Below are 18874 nucleotides of genomic sequence, written 5' to 3'. Positions count from 1 at the left end.
TGGCTTGTGTCCTCGCTTCCAATCGCGGTTTTCTATGTTTGGCGACTGAAAATCGTACACAGGACACGGGCCATGTTCTCAACCCAAGCCAGAACCAAAGTGCGCAAAACTTCGGGCGTTATCCGGCCAATACCAGCAAGCTGCCATCCTCAGTCGAAGCAGAAACGCTGGCTCGCGCATATGCAGCATTTCTGTCAGAACCTCATCGATGACGCCAAAAACGGCAGCAATCCGATAATCTGAATGAGAGGACGGCCGGACGGTGGCTCTCAACGCCCGGCCATCTCTCATTCCACTATCTCTGAAACCGTCTTAATCACATGGGAGTCGTATAAGGATTTGACAGCACCGCCATGCATACGCCTGTATAAACCCCCGTCATTGTGTAGCCAATCATCAGGAAGGCACCAAAAATGGTCTTCAACCAACAACCCTGACCTGATTCATCGCGCAACAACTTTACAACCAGAAAACACATCCAACAGGCAAATCCAACCAAGATAGTATAACCATAAATGGCATACGCAATACGATTGGCTACATCATCATCCTCGCATGAAATCAAGTGAAAAAACCAAATATGACATCATCCACTCGTCGACCAAGCACACGGCCATCCTGAAACACATCGATGTAGCATTGGAAAAAAGGAACTGAAAGAATTAGTGCTCCGGACCACCATAAAATGCGTTTGATGTTCATTAGATTCCGCATCCTTTGCCGTAATTCATCAATATACGAATACCGACAAGCACGGCATATCCACACGCAGGAATGCCTAGGATACCATTGAAATAAATCAGTGGATTTCCCTCGAATACGCTCCAAGCCAATGATACGTAATCTCCATACAGAGGAAGATCTCCCAAACTCCGATATAGTTCAAGCAGAAACAAACCTAGTAACGTGAACGCATAGGACAGGACGGCCATAACACCTAGCCATGCCCAGGAATCCCAATACACTATCTTAAAAGATATTAAGAAGGCCAGTATAGGCACAATAACAAATCCGGGGAAAAAGAATATAATAGTCGCAAGTCCAAGACGTAGGTGAATAATAAAAAACCAATTATACAAGATGTCTGAACACGCCAGAATCAAGGCGCGGATGAATGCCCCCCCCCCCAAAAAAAACCTGAGAACAATCCTCGACCACGTGAAATAATAGATGTAACGCATGGTAACTGCATCTATCAAACCACCTCATGTACACCAGCAGCGCCGTGCTTCCTCTCGTCAAAGCCCAAAAGCTACGTATCAATCGCAATCATACCGGCACATAAAGAGACTGCCGGTACGGATACTGATGGAAAGCGAGGATGACCACTATATTGAGGAATACGCCGTATCCTTTCCTCTGTTCCCCAGCCTTTACACGGCCAACAATCGACGCGCCAAAGGTGCCAGCATCGAAATCAGCATTATCAGCGCCGTAGGAGGTATCATGCCCCGATACTCGCCTGGCTCGGCCTGATGAAGCCGGCGCAATACGGACCGACGCATCACACGGAGCATTCCCGTACCGCGCAATCCGGCGGCCAACAAATCGAAACGTCGCTCGACGTGCACATCAATGCGGGAAGGAGATTCTTCACAGGCCGCGGCCGTCATACGCGCTGGGCAACGTCACCGTATTAACGCTTCTCGCACCCCACGGCCCATGGTTCGGCGGAGCGGGCGTGCGGCAGCATCATCGCGATGACCAGCAGCAGGCAGACGACCATGACCATGAGGATCACGTCCTCGCGGCCGTGCGACTGCAACAACGCGCCGGTCAGCGCTCCTAGGGCGAGCGCCAGCATGACGACCGCGCGGCGGCCGAGCTTCGAACGGTCCCGACCGTGGGCGGAGGCGTCGGCGAGCACGCCGGTCAGGGTCATCGTGAGCACGGTGGTCGGCAGGTCCGGCACGGCGAGTTTGCGGGCCGTGGAGTTCTGGATGCCCATCGCCGGCGCAAGCAGCAGAATCAGCACGATGACATGCAGGTCGATGTGCCGCGCGGTCGGGAAGTTGAGACTCGGCTGGACGGCTCGTGCGGCAGCGGCCGCGCCGGCTCCACCCATCGCCGGTTCGGGCGCGAACCGATTGAGCAGGTACAGTCCAATGAGCGCGGCGATGACGAACGCCGCCTGCACGCAAGTGGAGACGAGCAGGTGCCGTGCGCGATGCGCGCCGAAACGGCGGATGATGCGCCCGCCGATGAATGCCCCGCAGGCGAAGGCGACCAGGGTGAGCGCGGACGTCCACCAGACGAAGCCTTGCGCGTGCGCGACCGCGAATCCCAAGAAGACGATGTTGCCGGTCACGTTGGCCACGAACACGTGGCCGAACGACAGGTAGCTCAGCGCGTCCACGAGCCCGGCAACGAACGTGAGCGTCACGAGCGCCGGCGACAGCAGGCCGTAGCGGTCGCCTTTGCGTGGTATCAGCGTGCGTCCGGCTTCGACGAGATGCGAGGTCATGGGCGGCGGTTTCCTTCCGACGTGAACGGCCGCACGCCGGCATGTCGCGCCGACGCGGCGGCGCAAAACAGACCGGTTCATTATGCGGCGGCCGCCGGACGTGAACAGTCGCTCTTCACAAATCAAACCATTGCGATATCCTTGACACTAATCCCTGTGGCCAAAGGAGACCGCAATGTTCAGAGCATCCTCACACTCTACAAAACCCGCCTTCACGTGGAACCGGGCGCACTGGATCGGCATGGTCGCATTGTTTGTGCTGTTGCTGATGCTGGTCATGGGCTCAAACATGTTCGTGCCGGAGGAGGGTTACAACGATGCGCTGAAGATGACCCCGCCAGACCGGTTCGTCTGGCTGACCAGCATGACGGTCCACTGGCCGATCGCTTTGGCGGCCGCGAACCTGATACTCGGACTGATACGTACCGGTAGCCCGTCGTTCCCTTTGGCGAGCGCCCTGCTCGGCCCGTTGGGCTTCGGCTGGGCGAATATGCGGCTGACTCCCACGCGCGTCTACCGGGATTGGGATGACTGGCTGGCGTTGATGCGCTCGGACGGGCTCCGGCCGGTCGGGCAGACGATGTATGGCATGGCGGTGCTGACGATGACATATCTGTCGGTGGCGTTCATCTGCTATGCGATCGGCCGGTATGGGCTGCGAGTGCTGTTCGTCGACCCCGATCCGCGCTCGATGAGCGGGCGGCTGCTGGCATGGGTTCGCGCCGACACCGTACGGTTCGGCTGTTGGCTTACGTTGGCGGTCACCTATGGCCTGCTGTTGGCGATGATCATCATTCCCGGACAGGGCATGGCGGGTGTGCTGATGATCAATTTCGTGGTGCCGCCGGTGCTGCTGGTCACGTGCGGCGCGTATGCGTCACGTACGGCGGCGCTGACCCACCCGTGGCGGACGCTGCTGTTCCCCTGCATCAGCGTGCTGGCCTCCGTGCCGCTGCTTGGCGCACTGATCATGCCCTATCAGGGGGTGTGCGAGCCCGGTCGGAACTGCATGCAGGTGACGGACGGCTGGTATGTCAGCTGGGACGCACTGGATGACATACGGTTTTTCGTCATGCTGTTCGCCGTTGCGGCGGTGCTCGGCTTCGGCGCTGTATGGCTGATTCACCGGTTTGCCCGCGCATTCAGGCGATCAGGTCACATGGCGCTTTCCTCCTCGGAGGGCACCCCGGCCGGAAACGCCACCGCGCATTGTGCGAGGGCAAGCACGACGACCAGTACGAACGGTGCGGACCATGTGCCGGACGCCTCGGACAGTGCGCCGAACGCGAACGGTCCGACGGATGCGATCAGATAGCCGATGGACTGGGCCATGCCGGAAAGGGCGACCGTCTCTTCCGCAGTGCGGCCGCGCAGGGAGATCAGCGTGAGCGCCACGACCAGAGACGCACCCTGGCCGACACCGCCGACGACGCTCCACACGGCAGACCATGATGGCAGCAGCATCCAGCCGAATCCGGCGATGACCATCGGCACGCTGGCGGTGAGCGCCGCACAGACCTGGTTGCCGCGCACGCGCATCAGTGCCGGAATCAGCAGTCCGGACAGGATGCCAAGCGATTGGAAGACGAACAGCTGCACGCCGGCCTGCATATCCGTGAACCCGGCCGAGACCGCAACGGATGGCAGCCAGTTCGACATCGTGTAGAAGGCGGCCGACTGCAATCCCATGAACAGCGTGACCCACCAGGTCATCGGACGCCGCCACAACGGACGAGTTGCCGGACGGGCGGTTGGGCGGGCGCCCGGCGTGGCACCAGATGTTGTGACATCGGATGCGGCACCGGTTGTGGAACCGGTTGCGGAACCGGATTCGACGGACTGCGCCGAGGTTCCATCGCGTGGACCGCGTCGCGTCAGGCGGATCGACCATGCCCCTGCGACGACGAGCGCAGGCAACGCCCATACGGCAAGCGAGCGCCGCCAGTCGCCGAACATGTCGGCGAACGTTGCGGAAGTAAGCCCGGCAATCGCCGACCCTGAGGTGATGCATGCCGAATACACGCCGGTCGCAAGCGGCACGTGCCCGGCGTAATCACGCTTGGCGATTGCCGGCACCAGCACATTGCCGGCCGCGATGCCTGCGCCAACGGCCACGGTTCCCAGCCAGATGCCGGCAGGACCGCCGAACGAGCGGACGATATCACCGGCGGCAAGCACCAGCAAAGCGGCCAGAATCGTGCGATCCTCGCCGATGCGAGCCGTGATGAACCTCACCAGCGGACTGAACGCCGCGAACATCCACAGCGGCATGGCACCCAGTAGTCCGAGCACCGTTTCACCCCAGTGCAGTTCGTCGCCGATACGCGTCAGCACCGGTCCGACCGCCACAATCGCGGGCCGCAGGTTCAAGGCCACCAGAAAGATCAACGCCGCCAACAGCGGCGTAGTCCGCCGGGATGCCGACGACCGTAACGACCGCAGCGACCTGTCTGTCCCATCGTCGCCGGTGTCACGCCGGAACCGCGTCCTCGGATCTTCCCTCATCTCACGCATTCCCCCATTGTCGCACCGGTGCGCGCAACGGCACACCGTGAGCCCACAGTGCGTCCGTCGTGAGCCCACTGTGAGCTTGCCGCAAGCCCACAGTGCGTCCGCCATGAACCCGGCGTGCGTCCGTTGTGCATCGCCGCGCATCCGCCGCGCCATCATCATCCGCAGATACGCCGCAACGCGACCGCCGCACCATAGTCAAACAGCCATTCACACCTCCACAGCCTGCGGCTCGGGCGGTCGGCGCACGGAGAAACGGAACATGAGCGCGGCAAGGACTGCGCCGCACACCGCCATGCCGGCGATGACCCACATGCTCCATGAGAACCCTTGCACATAGGAGGCCGCAGCCCCGGCACCTGCGCGCGCGGCCGACGTCGAGAATTCGGCGATCAGGGTGCTGGCCACTGCCGTGCCGATCGCGCCGGCAAGCTGCTGGACGGTGTTCATCACCGCCGAACCATCCGCGTTGAACCGGGCGGGCAACTGGTTCAACGCGTGCGTCTGGTCAGGCACGAGCACGAAACCGGCGCTGGCCATGAACAGCGCATACGACACGGCGACGACCGGCACGCTGCCGGACGCGGCGACAAGAACGACATCCATGACGATGATGCCGAGGAAACCGCACAGAATGAACTTCGGCGGGAAGTGGCCTTTGAGCGCGCCGCCGATCATCGGCGCTGCGATGGCGCCCGCCACCGCGCCCGGCAGCAGGATCAGCGCCGCGACGAGCGAGCCGAAGCCGAAGCCGCGTTGCAGCAGGATCGGCAGCATGAAGTTCAATCCCAGCACACCGCCGGACGCCATCAGCAGAATGAGCATGCCCAAAGTGAACCCGGGATAGGTGAACACGCGCATCTCGATCAGCGGGCGGGCCATGCGCAGCTGGACGACGGCGAACACGGCGAGCACCGCGACGGCCGCAGCCAACACCGTCCAGAACCGCCAGTCGCCGTTCCATTCGGCGAAGAAGCTCACCGCCACGATGAGACCCGACAGGCCAACCGCGACCAGCAGCAGGGACGGCACGCTGATCGTGGCCTTCCGTGCGGCGTCATGCGGTCTGATGTCGGGAATCGTGGCGACGCCCATCGCGAACGCGACGGCAAGGAACGGCAGCATCGTGTAGAAGATCCAATGCCAGTTCAGGTATTCCATCACCATGCCGCCGAACACCGGACCGATGGCGGGCGCGGCGCAGGTGACGAGGCTGACGATGCCGAGCATCGCGCCACGCTGCTCGAGCGGCGCCTTCTCCAGGATGATGGTGGTGATCAGCGGCAACGAAATGCCGGTGCCGAGCGCCATGACCAGACGCGCGGCCAGCAGCATCGGGAAGCTGACGGCGAGCGCGCCGATCAGCGTGCCGAGCGTGAAGATCGCGACCGCAAGCGCGAACAGGGGTTTCGTGGCGAAACGCCGCACCAGGAACGGCGAGCTCGGAATCGCGACAGACAGCAACAGCAGGTACCCGGTCGTCAGCCATTGCACGACGGACGCACCGACCGCGAATTCGCCCATCAGCGTCGCATAGGCGATGTTGAGCGACGTCTCCGATAGGATGCCGAGGAACGTGAGAATCGCGAGCGCCACCACGCAGACGACGAGTTTCGCCGGCACCGGCCGTTTGCCTGCCCACGCCGTCTCCCCCGTCTGCAGTGGCCGTGACGTCCGCGGGTCGTTCATGTCGTGTCCGTTCCGTGCGCCCATGCGCGTTCCTCCATTCTGCCGGTCCTGCGCGCCGGCGATGACGATTGGCAGATCATCAGACAATCTGTTCATCGTATCGGCGAATGTTACGCGAAACTCACCGTGCGCCGTCCGGTACAAGAATGCTGACGCACGGCCGTGACGGTTGCCGTTCGCACCGACGACGCACACCTCCGCACCCCGCCGCACAGCAACACCACGGCACCGCGCACGTGGCGGCCGTCCGACCTACCGCCGCCGGCACAGCGCCGGCAGGCAACCGTCCAGCGGCAGTCATGCCCGCAACGTCTTGAGCATGACGGCCACTTCGGCCGGCGTGACCGACGGCACATATGCGCGCATCACCGCCAGACCAATCGTCGGCAGCATGGCCGGATCGGGATAGCACACGTATACCGGTTCCTCGGTCGGCTGGAACTTGCGTTTGAAATTGAACAGCGAATGGAACCCGTATGCCGGCTCCATCCAATCGGCCACGATCTGCAGCGCGTGCTGAAGCGTCCGCACGCCGTCTCCGGCGACGCCTCCGGCTGCGGCATTGTCCCTTTCGGGGTTCATGCCCGCCAGAGGAGCCGCGGACAGGCTCATGAACTCCACAGCACGTCCGGGGTCGGTCTCACCTTCGTCGCGCAGCCGTTCGGCCATGCGCGCGATGAGGAATTCCATGACGCCGTTGGGGCTTCCCACGCGGTGACGCATGAAGTCAAGCGTCCAGCCGATCACACGGCCATCACGCCATGTGGGCAACCAGCTGGTGACGGCAAGCACCCTGCCGTCCGCGTCTACGGCATACAGCAGCTGTACGCGCGGATCGCGCAGTTCCTCGACCCCGCCGAGCGTGAACTTCATCTCCGGCAACGCCTTGGACTGCGCCCACTCCTCCGAAATGTCCTCGATCTGTTCGCGCACGTCCGCAGGAGCCTCGAGAAAAGTGGACCGCACATCGGTGATGCCGTCGCGTTTGGCTTTGTTGATGGCGGTGCGCACGTCCTGCCATTTCTTGCCGGTGGTCTTCCACGTGCCGGGATCGACCACCATCTCGCTGCCGACCTCAATGGATTGCCAGCCGTCCGCCACCAGCCGGTCGCGCTGTTCACGATGCACACTGTAGAACACCGGCGACCATGACTGTTCGATGCAGTATCGAGTGAATCCGATCAGATCGTCCATCCATTCCGTGCGGTCGCCGAACGGGCCGGTGCAGGTCAGCGCGATGCCGTTCAACACGCGATAGGCCACGGCCGACTTGCCGGTGGGAGAAGTCCAATAGTCGTTGCCCTCCCACGTAGTCATGAAACTCATCGATTCGCCTCCGGCCTCCACCAGCCGGCCGGCATGTTCCCGCGCCTTCTCGTCGCAACGGCCGACGTCGCCCATCCAACGGACCACCACGGTCAGCACAACAATCCAGAACACCAGGCCAACGCCTTGATACACCACGGACGCCATCGGCGTGCGCGGCACGAACGACGGTTTTACGTGACTCAGGAATCCGATGGGCAGGAAACGTCCCGGCAATTCGACCAGCAGCGACTTGGCTGTGGCGATCGGCGAGAATTCATCCGGTTGAATCAAACCATACAGCAGATAGACGCCGGCACAGGCCAGTAACGACACCGCCATCGCGCCGATACCGCCGATGAGGCGACGCCAGCCGACGCGAATCGGGAAGCATCGCATCGACGCCATCAACGCGACGGCGAAAACCAACGGTGGCAGGACGTTCGCCACGCAGGCGGCCAGCGCACCATGCTGCAGCAGCGACACCATGCCGCCCGGCGCGAAATTCAGGGGCACGACGAAATAGTAGGCGACAGCGAGCCCCACGGTGGCCAGATTGATGAGCACTGTCGTGACTGCGGCAAAACGACGGCCGCGGTACAGTCCCCACGCCAGCACCAGCATGACGGCGGTGGGCAGCAGCGACCGCAGCACGGCACCCGGCATCGAAGCGCGCATCAGGTTGAATTGCAGAAAACAGCCATCGTGGCTGGCATCGGCAAGGCACCGGGACAACATGCCATCGTCGATGGAGACAGGGCTCATCAGCAGTCCGATGGCACCGAGCGGCCCGGCATGATTATGCGAGGTGATGACGATGACAGGCCCCAACGCGAGCACAACGGCAATCGTGGCGAACATTCTACGGGTCTCGAACGAGGTGCCACGCAGCCAATGCCAACCGGTCTGCCCAGCCGAAGACACAGCCGGGGTCACGACCGACGATGAGGATGCCGTCAGACGACCGGCGATGTGCCCGGCGAGTGCGGCAGCCAGAATGCAGTAGACGCCGGGATTGCCGCTGTACAGCAGCACGACAAGAATCGCAGCATAGCCGATGAGCCGGATGCGCCTACGCCACAGGTGGCTGCACCGGGCGCTGGCCGCCATCATCGCGCCGACGGGCAACGCCAACGGGCTCAAGGAGAACCTCAGCCGGGAAACGAAACGGGAATCCTGGAAGACCCACCCGATCGTCCAACACAGGGCAAGGCCGATGACGATGCCGACGACAGCGCAGACGAACGCCGTGGCCACGGTGCGTTCACGTCCCAACCGCGTTTCCGCGATCGAGAGCATGATCATCCAAAGCGCGGCGTCGACAACGAGCTGCAGCACGCCGCGAGCCAAGAACAACGTGGCGACGAGCGTATCGAGATTAAATTCGGCCATGCTGGTATCCAAGCGCAGCGGGAAAGCGAATCCCGCCATGGCCGCCACGAGCCATACCGCAAGGTTCGACGCCACCAGGCAGGCGGTGGCGGCGACGCACAGCCGGTGGTTGCGCACCCAACGCCGCGCGTCACCGGCCAAAGCCTTCCAACTGTCTGCCGTATGCGAGGATGCCGGGTGGCGCGCATCCTGCTTCGTCTTGTTCACTGCGGTGTTCGTTGCCGTGTTCGTTGCGGTGTTCGTTGCGGCCTCGCTCATTGCAGCACCTCCACTTGGCTGTAGTCCTTCAACGATTTCGTCATATTCCCCAATCCTGTCCGCTGCCCGAACCAGTCAAGTCCCGGCTTCCAGACGGCCTGCACGGCATGCCAATCGTGGCCGGTGCCGGGTGCCAGCAATTCGGTGACGCTCATGCCGGCCTTGCGCGCGGCCGCCGCGATGGTGCGCATGTTCCCCACCGATGCGACATCCCGTTCGCCGGCACCGGCGAACAGAGCCTGCCGCGGAGAGCCGGTTGCGGCAATGGCATTGGCCGGCACCTGCGCGTCATAGGCTGCGCTGTCGCCGGCAAAGTAGTCGCGCACCATGGCGTCAACCGTCCCGTTGGTGGGCTTCAGTTCACCATCCACCGGCAGCATGGCGCCATAGATATCCGGATGACGCGGACCAAGCTGGGTGGTGCAGGTGCCTCCCTGCGAGAATCCGCCGATTGCCCACATCGACGCGGAACCGGACACGGGAAGGGTACGTTTGGCCCATGCCACCACGTCCTGGGTCAGATACGTCTCCGCGTTGCCCTGAGTGGTGTCGGCGCACAGACTGTTATGGGTGTCCGCGCCGTTCTGGTCCGGGACCAGCACAATCGGCGCCAGACCATCGTGGGCGGCGGCGTATGCATTGAACATCCCGGGGATGTCGCCGGCTGCGACCAGCCTGCCCGGACTGCCGGGCTGCCCGGCAAGCAGCTCCATCACCGGTAAGGCCGGAGACTTGCCGCTCAGTGCGGCAGGAGGCAGATAGATCATCGCCGTACGGGCCGAGAAACCGGACCGGACGTTCGGAATCCTCACGGCGAACACCTCACCATGCCTTGGCATGTCAGGCAAATCATCGTGCCGCGCGTCGCCAAGCCATTGGCTTACGCTCATCGAGGCCGGATGCACGTCAATCGAGTCAAGCGAAGCGTAGGGCGTGTAGCCCATCAGCGTGCCGATGGTCTGGTATTCGCCGTAGATTCCGTCCACCCTCAGTCCGGTGGACAGCACGATCAGCGGAATCAGCATGATCGCGCATACCCGGTCGAAACGTCGGGTTCGCACGGCCGCAGCCAGCGAGAAGCCCAAAGCGGCGAATCCGGCGCCGACGGTAAGGATCACCGGCCATCCCAGCGAAACGCCGAACAGCACGAACACATCGGAAACCAGCCAGGCGGCGACGGTGCCGGCAACCCCGCATATGACCGCGGCGATCAGCACGACCGGCAACGGGCGCGACAGCGTCACGCGCAAGGCGGTACGGCGGCCGGCATTCCAGCCGGCATCCGGCTTGCCGCCGCGACCGGCGTCCCGGACCGCGGCCGTGACCATCCGCACGGCCAGCACGACCGTGATGACAGCCGTCACGCCGAACACGGTCCATGGCACCGCACCTTGGACCAGCGACCATTGCATCATCGAATGCATCATCCGCATTCCCTCCCCCACGGGACGTTCCGGCGTCATCCCGGACGAATGCCATCGGAACATCCCGCAAACGTGCGTAACCCTAGCGCGCCAATCATGAGAGGGCATCCAATTTCACGTAATCCAACGAAATCTCACAGGTTTTATTCAGCCTTGTGGTTGGTCTGCCCTAAGCCGCCGCAACCACGTCCACGTATCACCCAGAGCCGACGGCCCACCGCTGCCATTCCAGCCCTTCCGTTACCATAGTGGGCGGTGGTTTGGCACGGATTCGACCGCTATGCGGACGGGATACCGACGACGACGCCATACGGGGCGGCCGACGGGCACAAACCAAAGAACGGTGGAATCTCAACCTTTTTAAGGAGTAACTGCAAGTGGCAGAATTCATTTACCAGATGATCAAGGCGCGCAAGGCGTTCGGCGACCGCGTGATCCTCGACGACGTGACGCTGAGCTTCCTGCCCGGCGCGAAGATCGGCGTGGTCGGCCCCAACGGCATGGGCAAGTCCACGCTGCTCAAGATCATGGCCGGCCTCGAGACCGTCTCCAACGGCGAGGCGTACCTGACGCCGGGCTTCACGGTCGGCATCCTGCAGCAGGAGCCGCCGCTGGACGAGACCAAGACCGTCGGCGAGAACATCAAGATGGCGTTCGGCCCGATCGCCGAGAAGGTCGCGCGCTTCAACGAAATCGGTGAGCTGATGGCCAATCCGGACGCCGACTTCGACGCGCTCATGGACGAGATGGGCAAGCTGCAGACCGAAATCGACGCGGCAAACGGCTGGGACCTCGACTCGCAGCTCGACCAAGCGATGGACGCCCTCCAGTGCCCGGATCCGGACACGCCGGTGAGCGTCTGCTCCGGTGGCGAGCGCCGCCGCGTGGCCCTGTGCAAGCTGCTGCTCGAGGCCCCCGACCTGCTGCTGCTCGACGAGCCCACGAACCACCTCGACGCCGAGTCGATCCTGTGGCTGGAGAAGTTCCTGCACCAGTACAAGGGCGCGGTCATCGCCGTCACCCACGACCGTTACTTCATGGACAACGTGGCCGAGTGGATCTGCGAGGTCGACCGCGGCCACCTGTACCCGTACAAGGGCAACTACTCCACGTATCTGGAGACCAAGGCGAAGCGTATGGAGATCCAGGGCGCCAAGGACGCGAAGCTCGCCAAGCGCCTCAAGGACGAGCTCGACTGGGTGCGTTCCTCGCCGAAGGCCCGTCAGGCCAAGAACAAGGCCCGTCTGGAGCGTTACGACCAGATGGAGCAGGAGGCGCGCAACAACAAGAAGCTCGACTTCTCCGAGATCCAGATTCCGGCCGGACCGCGTCTGGGTTCGCTGGTGCTCGAGGCGAAGCACCTGCACAAGGCGTTCGGCGACCGCGTGCTCATCGACGACCTGTCGTTCACGCTGCCGCGCAACGGCATCGTCGGCGTGATCGGCCCGAACGGCGTCGGCAAGTCCACGCTGTTCAAGACGATCGTCGGTCTGGAGCCGCTCACCTCCGGCGAGCTGAAGATCGGCGACACCGTGAAGATCAGCTACGTCGACCAGAACCGTGAGGGTCTCGACCCGAACAAGAACCTGTGGGAGGCGGTCTCCGGCGGCCTCGACTTCATCGAGGTGGCCGGCGTCGAGGTGCCGACCCGCGCCTACGTGGCCAGCTTCGGCTTCAAGGGCTCCGACCAGCAGAAGCTGACCGGCGTGCTGTCCGGCGGCGAGCGCAACCGTCTGAATCTGGCGCTGACGCTGAAGCAGGGCGGCAACCTGCTGCTGCTCGACGAGCCCACGAACGATCTGGACGTCGAGACGCTCGAAAGCCTCGAGAACGCACTGCTCGCCTTCCCGGGCTGCGCCGTGGTCATCTCCCACGACCGTTGGTTCCTCGACCGCGTCGCCACGCACATCCTCGCATGGGAGGGCGATGACGAGAACCCGGCCAAGTGGTACTGGTTCGAGGGCAACTTCCAGGCGTATCAGGAGAACCGCGTCGCCCGCCTCGGCGAGGACGCCGCCCGCCCCCACCGTCTGCATCGCAAGCTGACCCGATAGGCGCCCGGCCAGTCAAGCCGCGGCAGCGGCGAGGTGACATAATGAAGGTCCCCGACGATCATCGTCGGGGACCTTTTGCTATAGGGCTCCGTTCACGATTTGCACAGCTCGGCAAATCGTGAACGCCAAACCGCACAGAATCTCACATGCCGGCTGTGCAATATGGCGGAATTCCGCGCTTCCGCATGTTCATTCGCACATCATCCTCGTTCACGATTTGTTGTGCCTCGCAAATCGTGAACGGGTGGCGGTCCCCGGTGGCTCATCACCCGGCCAAACATGCCGACGGCATTGATCGACCCATCAAAGCCTGTCTGTTCCCATCCCGCATGTGCCCGAAGATACACATTGTGCGTCTTCGGGCACATGTTGTAATGAATCCGTGAAGGAACTACGTGGATTGTGTACCTTAAAGCGCGCAATCTGAGGCCAATAATTCTCAAGCTGCACATTGTGTATCTTGCGGACGCGGCAGGGGCGGGGAGGACGGGAGAGCAGGAGAACGGGAAGAACGGGCGTGACAAGCAAGACAGGCAGAAAATGACAAGAAAGGGCAAGAGCAAGGACAAGAGCAAGGACAAAAAAGGCAGGGCAAGCAAGATAAGCAGGACAGCCAAGGCAGGCAGACGAGGCAGGACGGGCATCCGACAATGGACATGCCTTATATGGTTTGGGCCTCCTCCCCGCAATGGGAAGGAGGCCCAAACCATAGGCTACGGCATCATCGCGACCGCATGGCGGTCACGCGCTCAATGCCGCCAGTCAGCACTGCGAGCGGCGGCGACGCGCCACGGCGACGCCTGCACCCGTGCCGGCGAGCAGCGCGGCGATCATCGTCAGCGCGGCGGTGTCGGCGCCGGTGGCGCTCAGCTTGCCCTTGCCGTCCGTTTTGTCGGACGGCTTGGCGGCAGGCTTCTTGCCCGGTTCCGGGGTCGGATTCTCCGAACCCGGCTTGCCTGTGCCCGGCTTCTCCGGCTCCGGCGAAGGCGTCGGCTCCTCGCCCTTCTCCTTCACCGTGACCTTGCGCTTCGCCGTCGTCGTGTTGCCGGCCTTGTCGGTCACCGTGTAGGTGAGCGTGTACACGCCCGCCTTCGTCGTGTCGACTTTGCCTTCGACCACGATCGACAGGTCCTGCTTCACGTTGTCGGTGGCGCTCACGCCGGACAGCGGGTCGAACGTGTCGCCGACCGTGATGGTCACATCGTCCACGCCGGCGAGCGTCGGCTTGATGGTGTCCTCCACCAGCTTGCCGATCGCGTCGTTGAGCGTCTTGGCCGCGGCATCCACGTCGTCCTGCGTGGCGGTATCGTCGGCGGCGACCTTCTTGGCCGCCTCAAGTGCAGCCTGGGCCTTCTTGACGGCTTCGGCGTCGGTGTACTTGTTCGGCGTCTTCAGCTTGCCCTCGGCGTCGGCCACGGCCTTCTTCAACGCGGTCTTGTCGACCTGCGTCGGCTCCGGCTCGGTCACGCTCGGGTTGTCCTTCGGCTGCTCGGGCTCGGTGAGCTCGACCGCGGCGACCGGGGCCTGCGCGGTCAGCTCGGCGATGGCCGCCCAGCTCACGCCGGCACCGGTCTCGGTGATGCCCCAGCTGTCCTTGATGAGGAACTTCACGTACACGGCGCCTGCCGGCACGCTGTCAGGCAGCTTGATGGTCTGCAGCGCCTTCGTGTAGGGGAAGTTGGCGGTGACGACCGGATCGCCCCAGTCGGTGACCTTGGAGACCGAGTCGATGCCGTCGGCGCTCACCACGTACACTTCGACGGTCTTGGCCGGGCCGTTGAGGCTGCTGTCGGCCTTGTCCTGACGGTACAGGTGGGTGACGGCGGTGATCTTCTGGCCTTCGCCGGGGTCGGCCTTGAACGCGACCCAGTGCGGCGGCTGCGCGCCGTTGCTGTAGTCGCTGTGCCAGAACGTGTTCGGGTTCTTGTCGAACGCGTTGGTCACCGGCGTCTGCTCGGCGGTGCTTTCGGCGGAGTCGGCGGCCGGGTCGCTGGTCGGCACTTCGGCCGTGAGCGTACCGTTGAGGCTGACCGTGGTCGAGCCGAGCTCGGAGCCGTCGCTCGTCTTGGTGAGCTTGAACGTCACGTCGGCGTCGCCTTCGGCGGCCTCGGCGGTATTGACGACGCGGAAGATCGCCTTGGCGGTCTTGCCGGCCGGGATCGACTTGAGGTTCACCTTGCCGGGCAGCACCTTCCAGCCTTCCGGCACGGTCGGGGTGACGGTCACGTCACCGGTGTTCTCGCCGGTGGCGGCGTTCACGGAGACGGTGATGTCGGTCGGGGTGGCCGGCGTCACGTCGGTGGACTTTTCGGTGGCGGTCATGCCGAGCTTGCGTTCCAGCGTAAACAGGGCGTTGTCGCCGACCATGTCCGGCGGGAACTGGGCGAGCGTGCCCTTGACCGGGTAGGCGTCCGGAGTGTCGGCCTTGAGCAGGTCAAGGTCGACGCTGGACTCGTTGCCGGTGGCGATGGCGAGACGCTGCTGGGTGAGGGCCGGCGAGATGGTGTACTTGCCGTCCTTGCCGGCGCGGATCTGCCACTTCTGCGTGTTGCGGTTGTTCGCGTCGCTGCGGTGCGACCAGTCGACGCTCACGTCGGTGCAGGTGCGCAGTTCGGGGCGCGCGCCGTCCTGGGTGACGACATCAAGGTGCTTGGTGACGAGCTTGCTGCTGCCGACGCCCTGGTAGAGGGCGAGGCACTTGCCGGAGGCGTCGTCCTTGAACTGGTAGTAGCCGTCGGGTGTGGTCTTGAGCGTCCACGTGCCCGTGGAGACGCTGTCAAGTTCGGGGATGGTGTACGTTCCGGCGTCGACCGGCGTGTAGTCGTACTCGCGAACGTCGAGCGGATAGCCGATCTTGTCGATGGCGGCCTTCATCGCGTCCCAGTTCGCCCACGGACGCGAGTCGGACCAGGTCATCTGCGAGACGAAGCGCAGGCCGTCGAAGATCTCCTGTTCGACCTCGTTCTCGGTCTGGAAGTACGACGTGTCGGGCCAGATGGAGACCTTCGCGCCGGTCAGGCCCTTGTAGTTCTTGTCGATCTGGCGGCCGCCGGTGAACGTGCCGACGTTCCAGTTGCGGTTGTTGTACAGCGCCCGCGCGTTGACCTTGTAGCCGGTGGCGGAACGCGACCAGTACAGGGAGTCGGTGGCGTTCATCAGCGTGTAGCCGCTGTCGGCGAGGCCCTGCGGGGTGCGGCTGCCGCTGGCGCCGTACCAGTATTCGACGGTGATGTCCTTGTTGAGCGTCACGTTCTTCGTGTCGACGATGCCGTCGTTCCAGATGCGCAGCTTCTTGCCCTTGGCGCGCACGTACTCGTTGATGGTGTTGATGAAGCCGGTGAACGCGTCGTTGAGGGTCGCGCCCTCGCCGTACTTCTCGGCGGCGTACTCGGAGACGGCCGGGAAGTAGGACTGTCCGGGGGTGCCCAGCCAGTACTCGTCGGCGCCCATGTGCCAGTAGTCGGTGTCGAAGACGCCGTCATACTCGTCGATGAGCGTCTCGTAGAACTTCACGGCGGCCGGGTTGGTGATGTCCAGCATGTTCGGGTACTTCGTGCCGTTCTTGTCGGCGAGCTGGTACTCCGGGTAGTTCTCCAGCCAGATGTTCATGTGGCCCGGGGAGTTGATCTCGGGGATCACGTCGATGCCGTAGCTTTTCGCCTTCGCCACGAACTTCTTCACGTCGTCGCGCGTGTAGTACGACCACGTGGCGGCCTTCTTGGTGTTCTCCTCGCCCGGCTTGAGCTTCATCTCCATGAGCACGTAGTTGAGGCGCAGGTCGGCCATGTCCGAGAGGAAGCGGTCGATCCAGTCGGTCGAGATGTTGATCTGGCAGGCGCACAGGGTCGCGCCGCGCTCCTTGTACGCGGGCTTGGACGTCACCGAGCCGGCGGGCAGGGTCAGCTGGCCCTGACGCAGCAGCTGCGAGACGGACCGCGTGCCGTAGAACACGCCGGTGTCCGTCGCGCCGATGACCTTCAGGCCATCCGCGCCGATGTCCAGCGTGAAGCCCTCGTCACCCAGCGCGTCCTTCTTCGACGCGTCCAACGTCAGCGACACGTCCTTGCCGGTTGCCTCGCCGGTGGCCGCCTTCACGTCGACTCCGGTGAACTTGCTCAGCTCGGTTGCCAGGCTGTCCGCGCGGGACTTGAGCGCGGCGGACGCGACCACGCGCGTCCCCTCGCCCAGCGTCCACTCGCCGGTGGCCGCCTTCCAGCCGTCAAGGCTCGGCACCGTCGCCGGCAATGTCACATCGCTCTGCGCGGCGGAATAGCCGGCGGCGGTCGTCGTATCCGCTGCGGACGCGCTGAACGTGGTGCACACGCCGCCGATCATGAGACCGGCGACCATGGCGGCCACGAAACGCGCACCGCGATGCGGCGTTCTGTTCCTCTCCATTGAAATCCTCGTATTCTCCTATGGGTCCGTGCATCGCTGCACGCTGACGGCATCGGCACGCATCACGCCGGGGTCCTCGTCGGCCCGGCGTCATGCGTATGGTGGTTTCCCTTCATGGAATCATCCGACGCCAACGGTTTTCACCTTACGCGCCCGGCTGTACGTCGGCGACACGTCACGGCGCCGCGCTCGTTACACAATCTGCAGACAGGCTTTACCTGAAGCCGCTACACTGCATGTCTGTATATCGAAACACGACAGCCTGCGGCCGTAACGGGAACGGCGCAGCGACGACGTAACGAACGGAAGGGATGCGCAATGACGCAGGACAGGCATCTGACACCATTGGACCATCTGGTGCAGGTATTGCGACTGGGAGAGCCCTCGCAATACCGCGGCCACACGTATGTGAGCGGCGAAAGCATCTACTTTCCGACCGGCCGCGTGTACGGCGGCCAGGTGATCGCGCAGTCGCTGGTGGCCGCCTCGAAGACCGTCTCGCCCAGCCGCCTGCCGCATTCCGTGCACGGCTATTTCATCGCGGCGGGCGACATCCGGCAGGATCTGCTGTTCGATGTGGAGACGCTGCGTGACGGCCGGTCGTTCTCGGCGCGCCGCGTGAACGTGACGCAATCCGAGGGGCCAATCCTCACTGCGATCGCCAGCTTCCAGGAGCAGGGGCAGTCCGGCGTGCAGTTCGCCGATCCGATGCCCGAGGACGTGCCGGACCCCGAGACGCTGACGAGTGCGAAGGACCTGATGAAGCCGTACGCCGACAAGTCGCCGTTCGCGATGTTCTATGCGAAAAAGTCGCCGTTCGACATCCGCCACGTCACGCCGACGATCATGCTGGGTGCGGACAAACGCAGCGCCGAGCATGATTCGGGCCGTCAGATGGTGTGGATGCGCGCGGACGGCCATGCGGACGTGCCGCAGGTCATGCATCGTGCGATGCTGGCGCTCGGCTGCGACCAGGTGATGATGGAGCCGGTGCTGCGCCGCGCCGGACTGAGCATCGCCACGCCGGGCCTGTCGTACGCGTCGATCGACCATTCGATGTGGTGGTACCGTGACGTGGACATCAACCAGTGGCATCTGTACGTGCAGGACACGCCGACCGCCGCCCACGGGCGCGGCCTGGGCGTGGCGAAGGTGTACACGCAGGACGGCGATCTGGTGGCGGCCATGGCGCAGGAGGCGATGGTGCGCGTGCCGGACGCGGCGACGTCGCGCTGAGCCGCCCCCCACCCGCTATGAACTGCACCCCGATTGTTGGACTGCGATAATGCAGATTCGATGATTGGAGGTGCGGTTTCTCATGTGTGGGGATCGCAGGCGTCATTACGACGACGGTTTCATGAGGAAGGTCGCGGACCTGA

General features: G+C 63.5%; 9 protein-coding genes. 3 read left to right on the top strand and 6 right to left on the bottom strand.

All coding sequences use genetic code 11. The features are described 5' to 3' along the window. A partial coding sequence (locus tag F7D09_RS11550) for a hypothetical protein (RefSeq protein ID WP_226836239.1) occupies positions 1-212 on the top strand: 212 nt, incomplete at its 5' end. Positions 213-1636: 1424 nt separating this feature from the next. Here the strand turns inward: F7D09_RS11550 and F7D09_RS09865 are convergent. From F7D09_RS09865 to F7D09_RS09845, 5 genes are all read right to left on the bottom strand, one after another. After that, positions 1637-2464: a YoaK family protein gene (locus F7D09_RS09865; protein ID WP_152235322.1), complete on the bottom strand. Its 828-nt coding sequence runs from the start codon at positions 2462-2464 to the stop codon at positions 1637-1639. A gap of 1155 nt (positions 2465-3619) precedes the next feature. Next, a complete protein-coding gene (locus F7D09_RS09860) occupies positions 3620-4798 on the bottom strand; it encodes an MFS transporter (protein ID WP_226836237.1) in 1179 nt (392 codons plus the stop codon). Positions 4799-5185: 387 nt separating this feature from the next. Beyond that, positions 5186-6751, bottom strand: a complete 1566-nt coding sequence (locus F7D09_RS09855) for an MFS transporter (protein WP_226836235.1) — start codon at positions 6749-6751, stop codon at positions 5186-5188. Between the two features lie 210 nt (positions 6752-6961). Continuing rightward, positions 6962-9619 carry a bifunctional lysylphosphatidylglycerol flippase/synthetase MprF gene (locus F7D09_RS09850; RefSeq protein ID WP_152235320.1) on the bottom strand — a complete coding sequence of 886 codons (2658 nt, stop codon included), beginning with the start codon at positions 9617-9619 and terminating at the stop codon, positions 6962-6964. Further along, the gene (locus F7D09_RS09845; RefSeq protein WP_376863147.1) at positions 9616-11082 is read right to left on the bottom strand and encodes an alpha/beta hydrolase; all 1467 of its coding nucleotides are present in this window, start codon (positions 11080-11082) and stop codon (positions 9616-9618) included. The genes F7D09_RS09850 and F7D09_RS09845 overlap by 4 nt, the downstream gene beginning before the upstream one ends. A gap of 338 nt (positions 11083-11420) precedes the next feature. On the opposite strand from F7D09_RS09845, the gene ettA reads away from it, so the two are divergent. Further along, on the top strand, positions 11421-13097 hold the full coding sequence (gene ettA / locus F7D09_RS09840; RefSeq protein WP_152235319.1) for an energy-dependent translational throttle protein EttA: 1677 nt from the start codon (positions 11421-11423) through the stop codon (positions 13095-13097). Between the two features lie 762 nt (positions 13098-13859). On the opposite strand, the gene F7D09_RS09835 is transcribed toward ettA, so the two are convergent. Then, positions 13860-17495, bottom strand: a complete 3636-nt coding sequence (locus F7D09_RS09835) for a family 20 glycosylhydrolase (RefSeq protein ID WP_193312437.1) — start codon at positions 17493-17495, stop codon at positions 13860-13862. A gap of 318 nt (positions 17496-17813) precedes the next feature. Here F7D09_RS09835 and F7D09_RS09830 point away from each other — a divergent pair, with 318 nt between their 5' ends. Next, a complete protein-coding gene (locus F7D09_RS09830) occupies positions 17814-18731 on the top strand; it encodes an acyl-CoA thioesterase (RefSeq protein ID WP_152235318.1) in 918 nt (305 codons plus the stop codon). Positions 18732-18874 lie beyond the last annotated feature (143 nt).

Source organism: Bifidobacterium leontopitheci (genome assembly GCF_009193355.1).
In the GTDB taxonomy this organism is placed as follows: Bacteria; Actinomycetota; Actinomycetes; order Actinomycetales; family Bifidobacteriaceae; genus Bifidobacterium; species Bifidobacterium leontopitheci.
Note: the sequence above shows the minus strand (reverse complement) of the source record. Positions and strands in the feature narration are given on the sequence as shown.

Bases quoted from the DNA above. Each gene is read 5' to 3' on its own strand.
- F7D09_RS09830 (WP_152235318.1), top strand. From the start codon at position 17,814: ATGACGCAGGACAGGCATCTGACACCATTGGACCATCTGGTGCAGGTA.
- F7D09_RS09835 (WP_193312437.1), bottom strand. From the start codon at position 17,495: ATGGAGAGGAACAGAACGCCGCATCGCGGTGCGCGTTTCGTGGCCGCC.
- F7D09_RS09850 (WP_152235320.1), bottom strand. From the start codon at position 9,619: ATGAGCGAGGCCGCAACGAACACCGCAACGAACACGGCAACGAACACC.
- F7D09_RS09865 (WP_152235322.1), bottom strand. From the start codon at position 2,464: ATGACCTCGCATCTCGTCGAAGCCGGACGCACGCTGATACCACGCAAA.
- F7D09_RS09845 (WP_376863147.1), bottom strand. From the start codon at position 11,082: ATGACGCCGGAACGTCCCGTGGGGGAGGGAATGCGGATGATGCATTCG.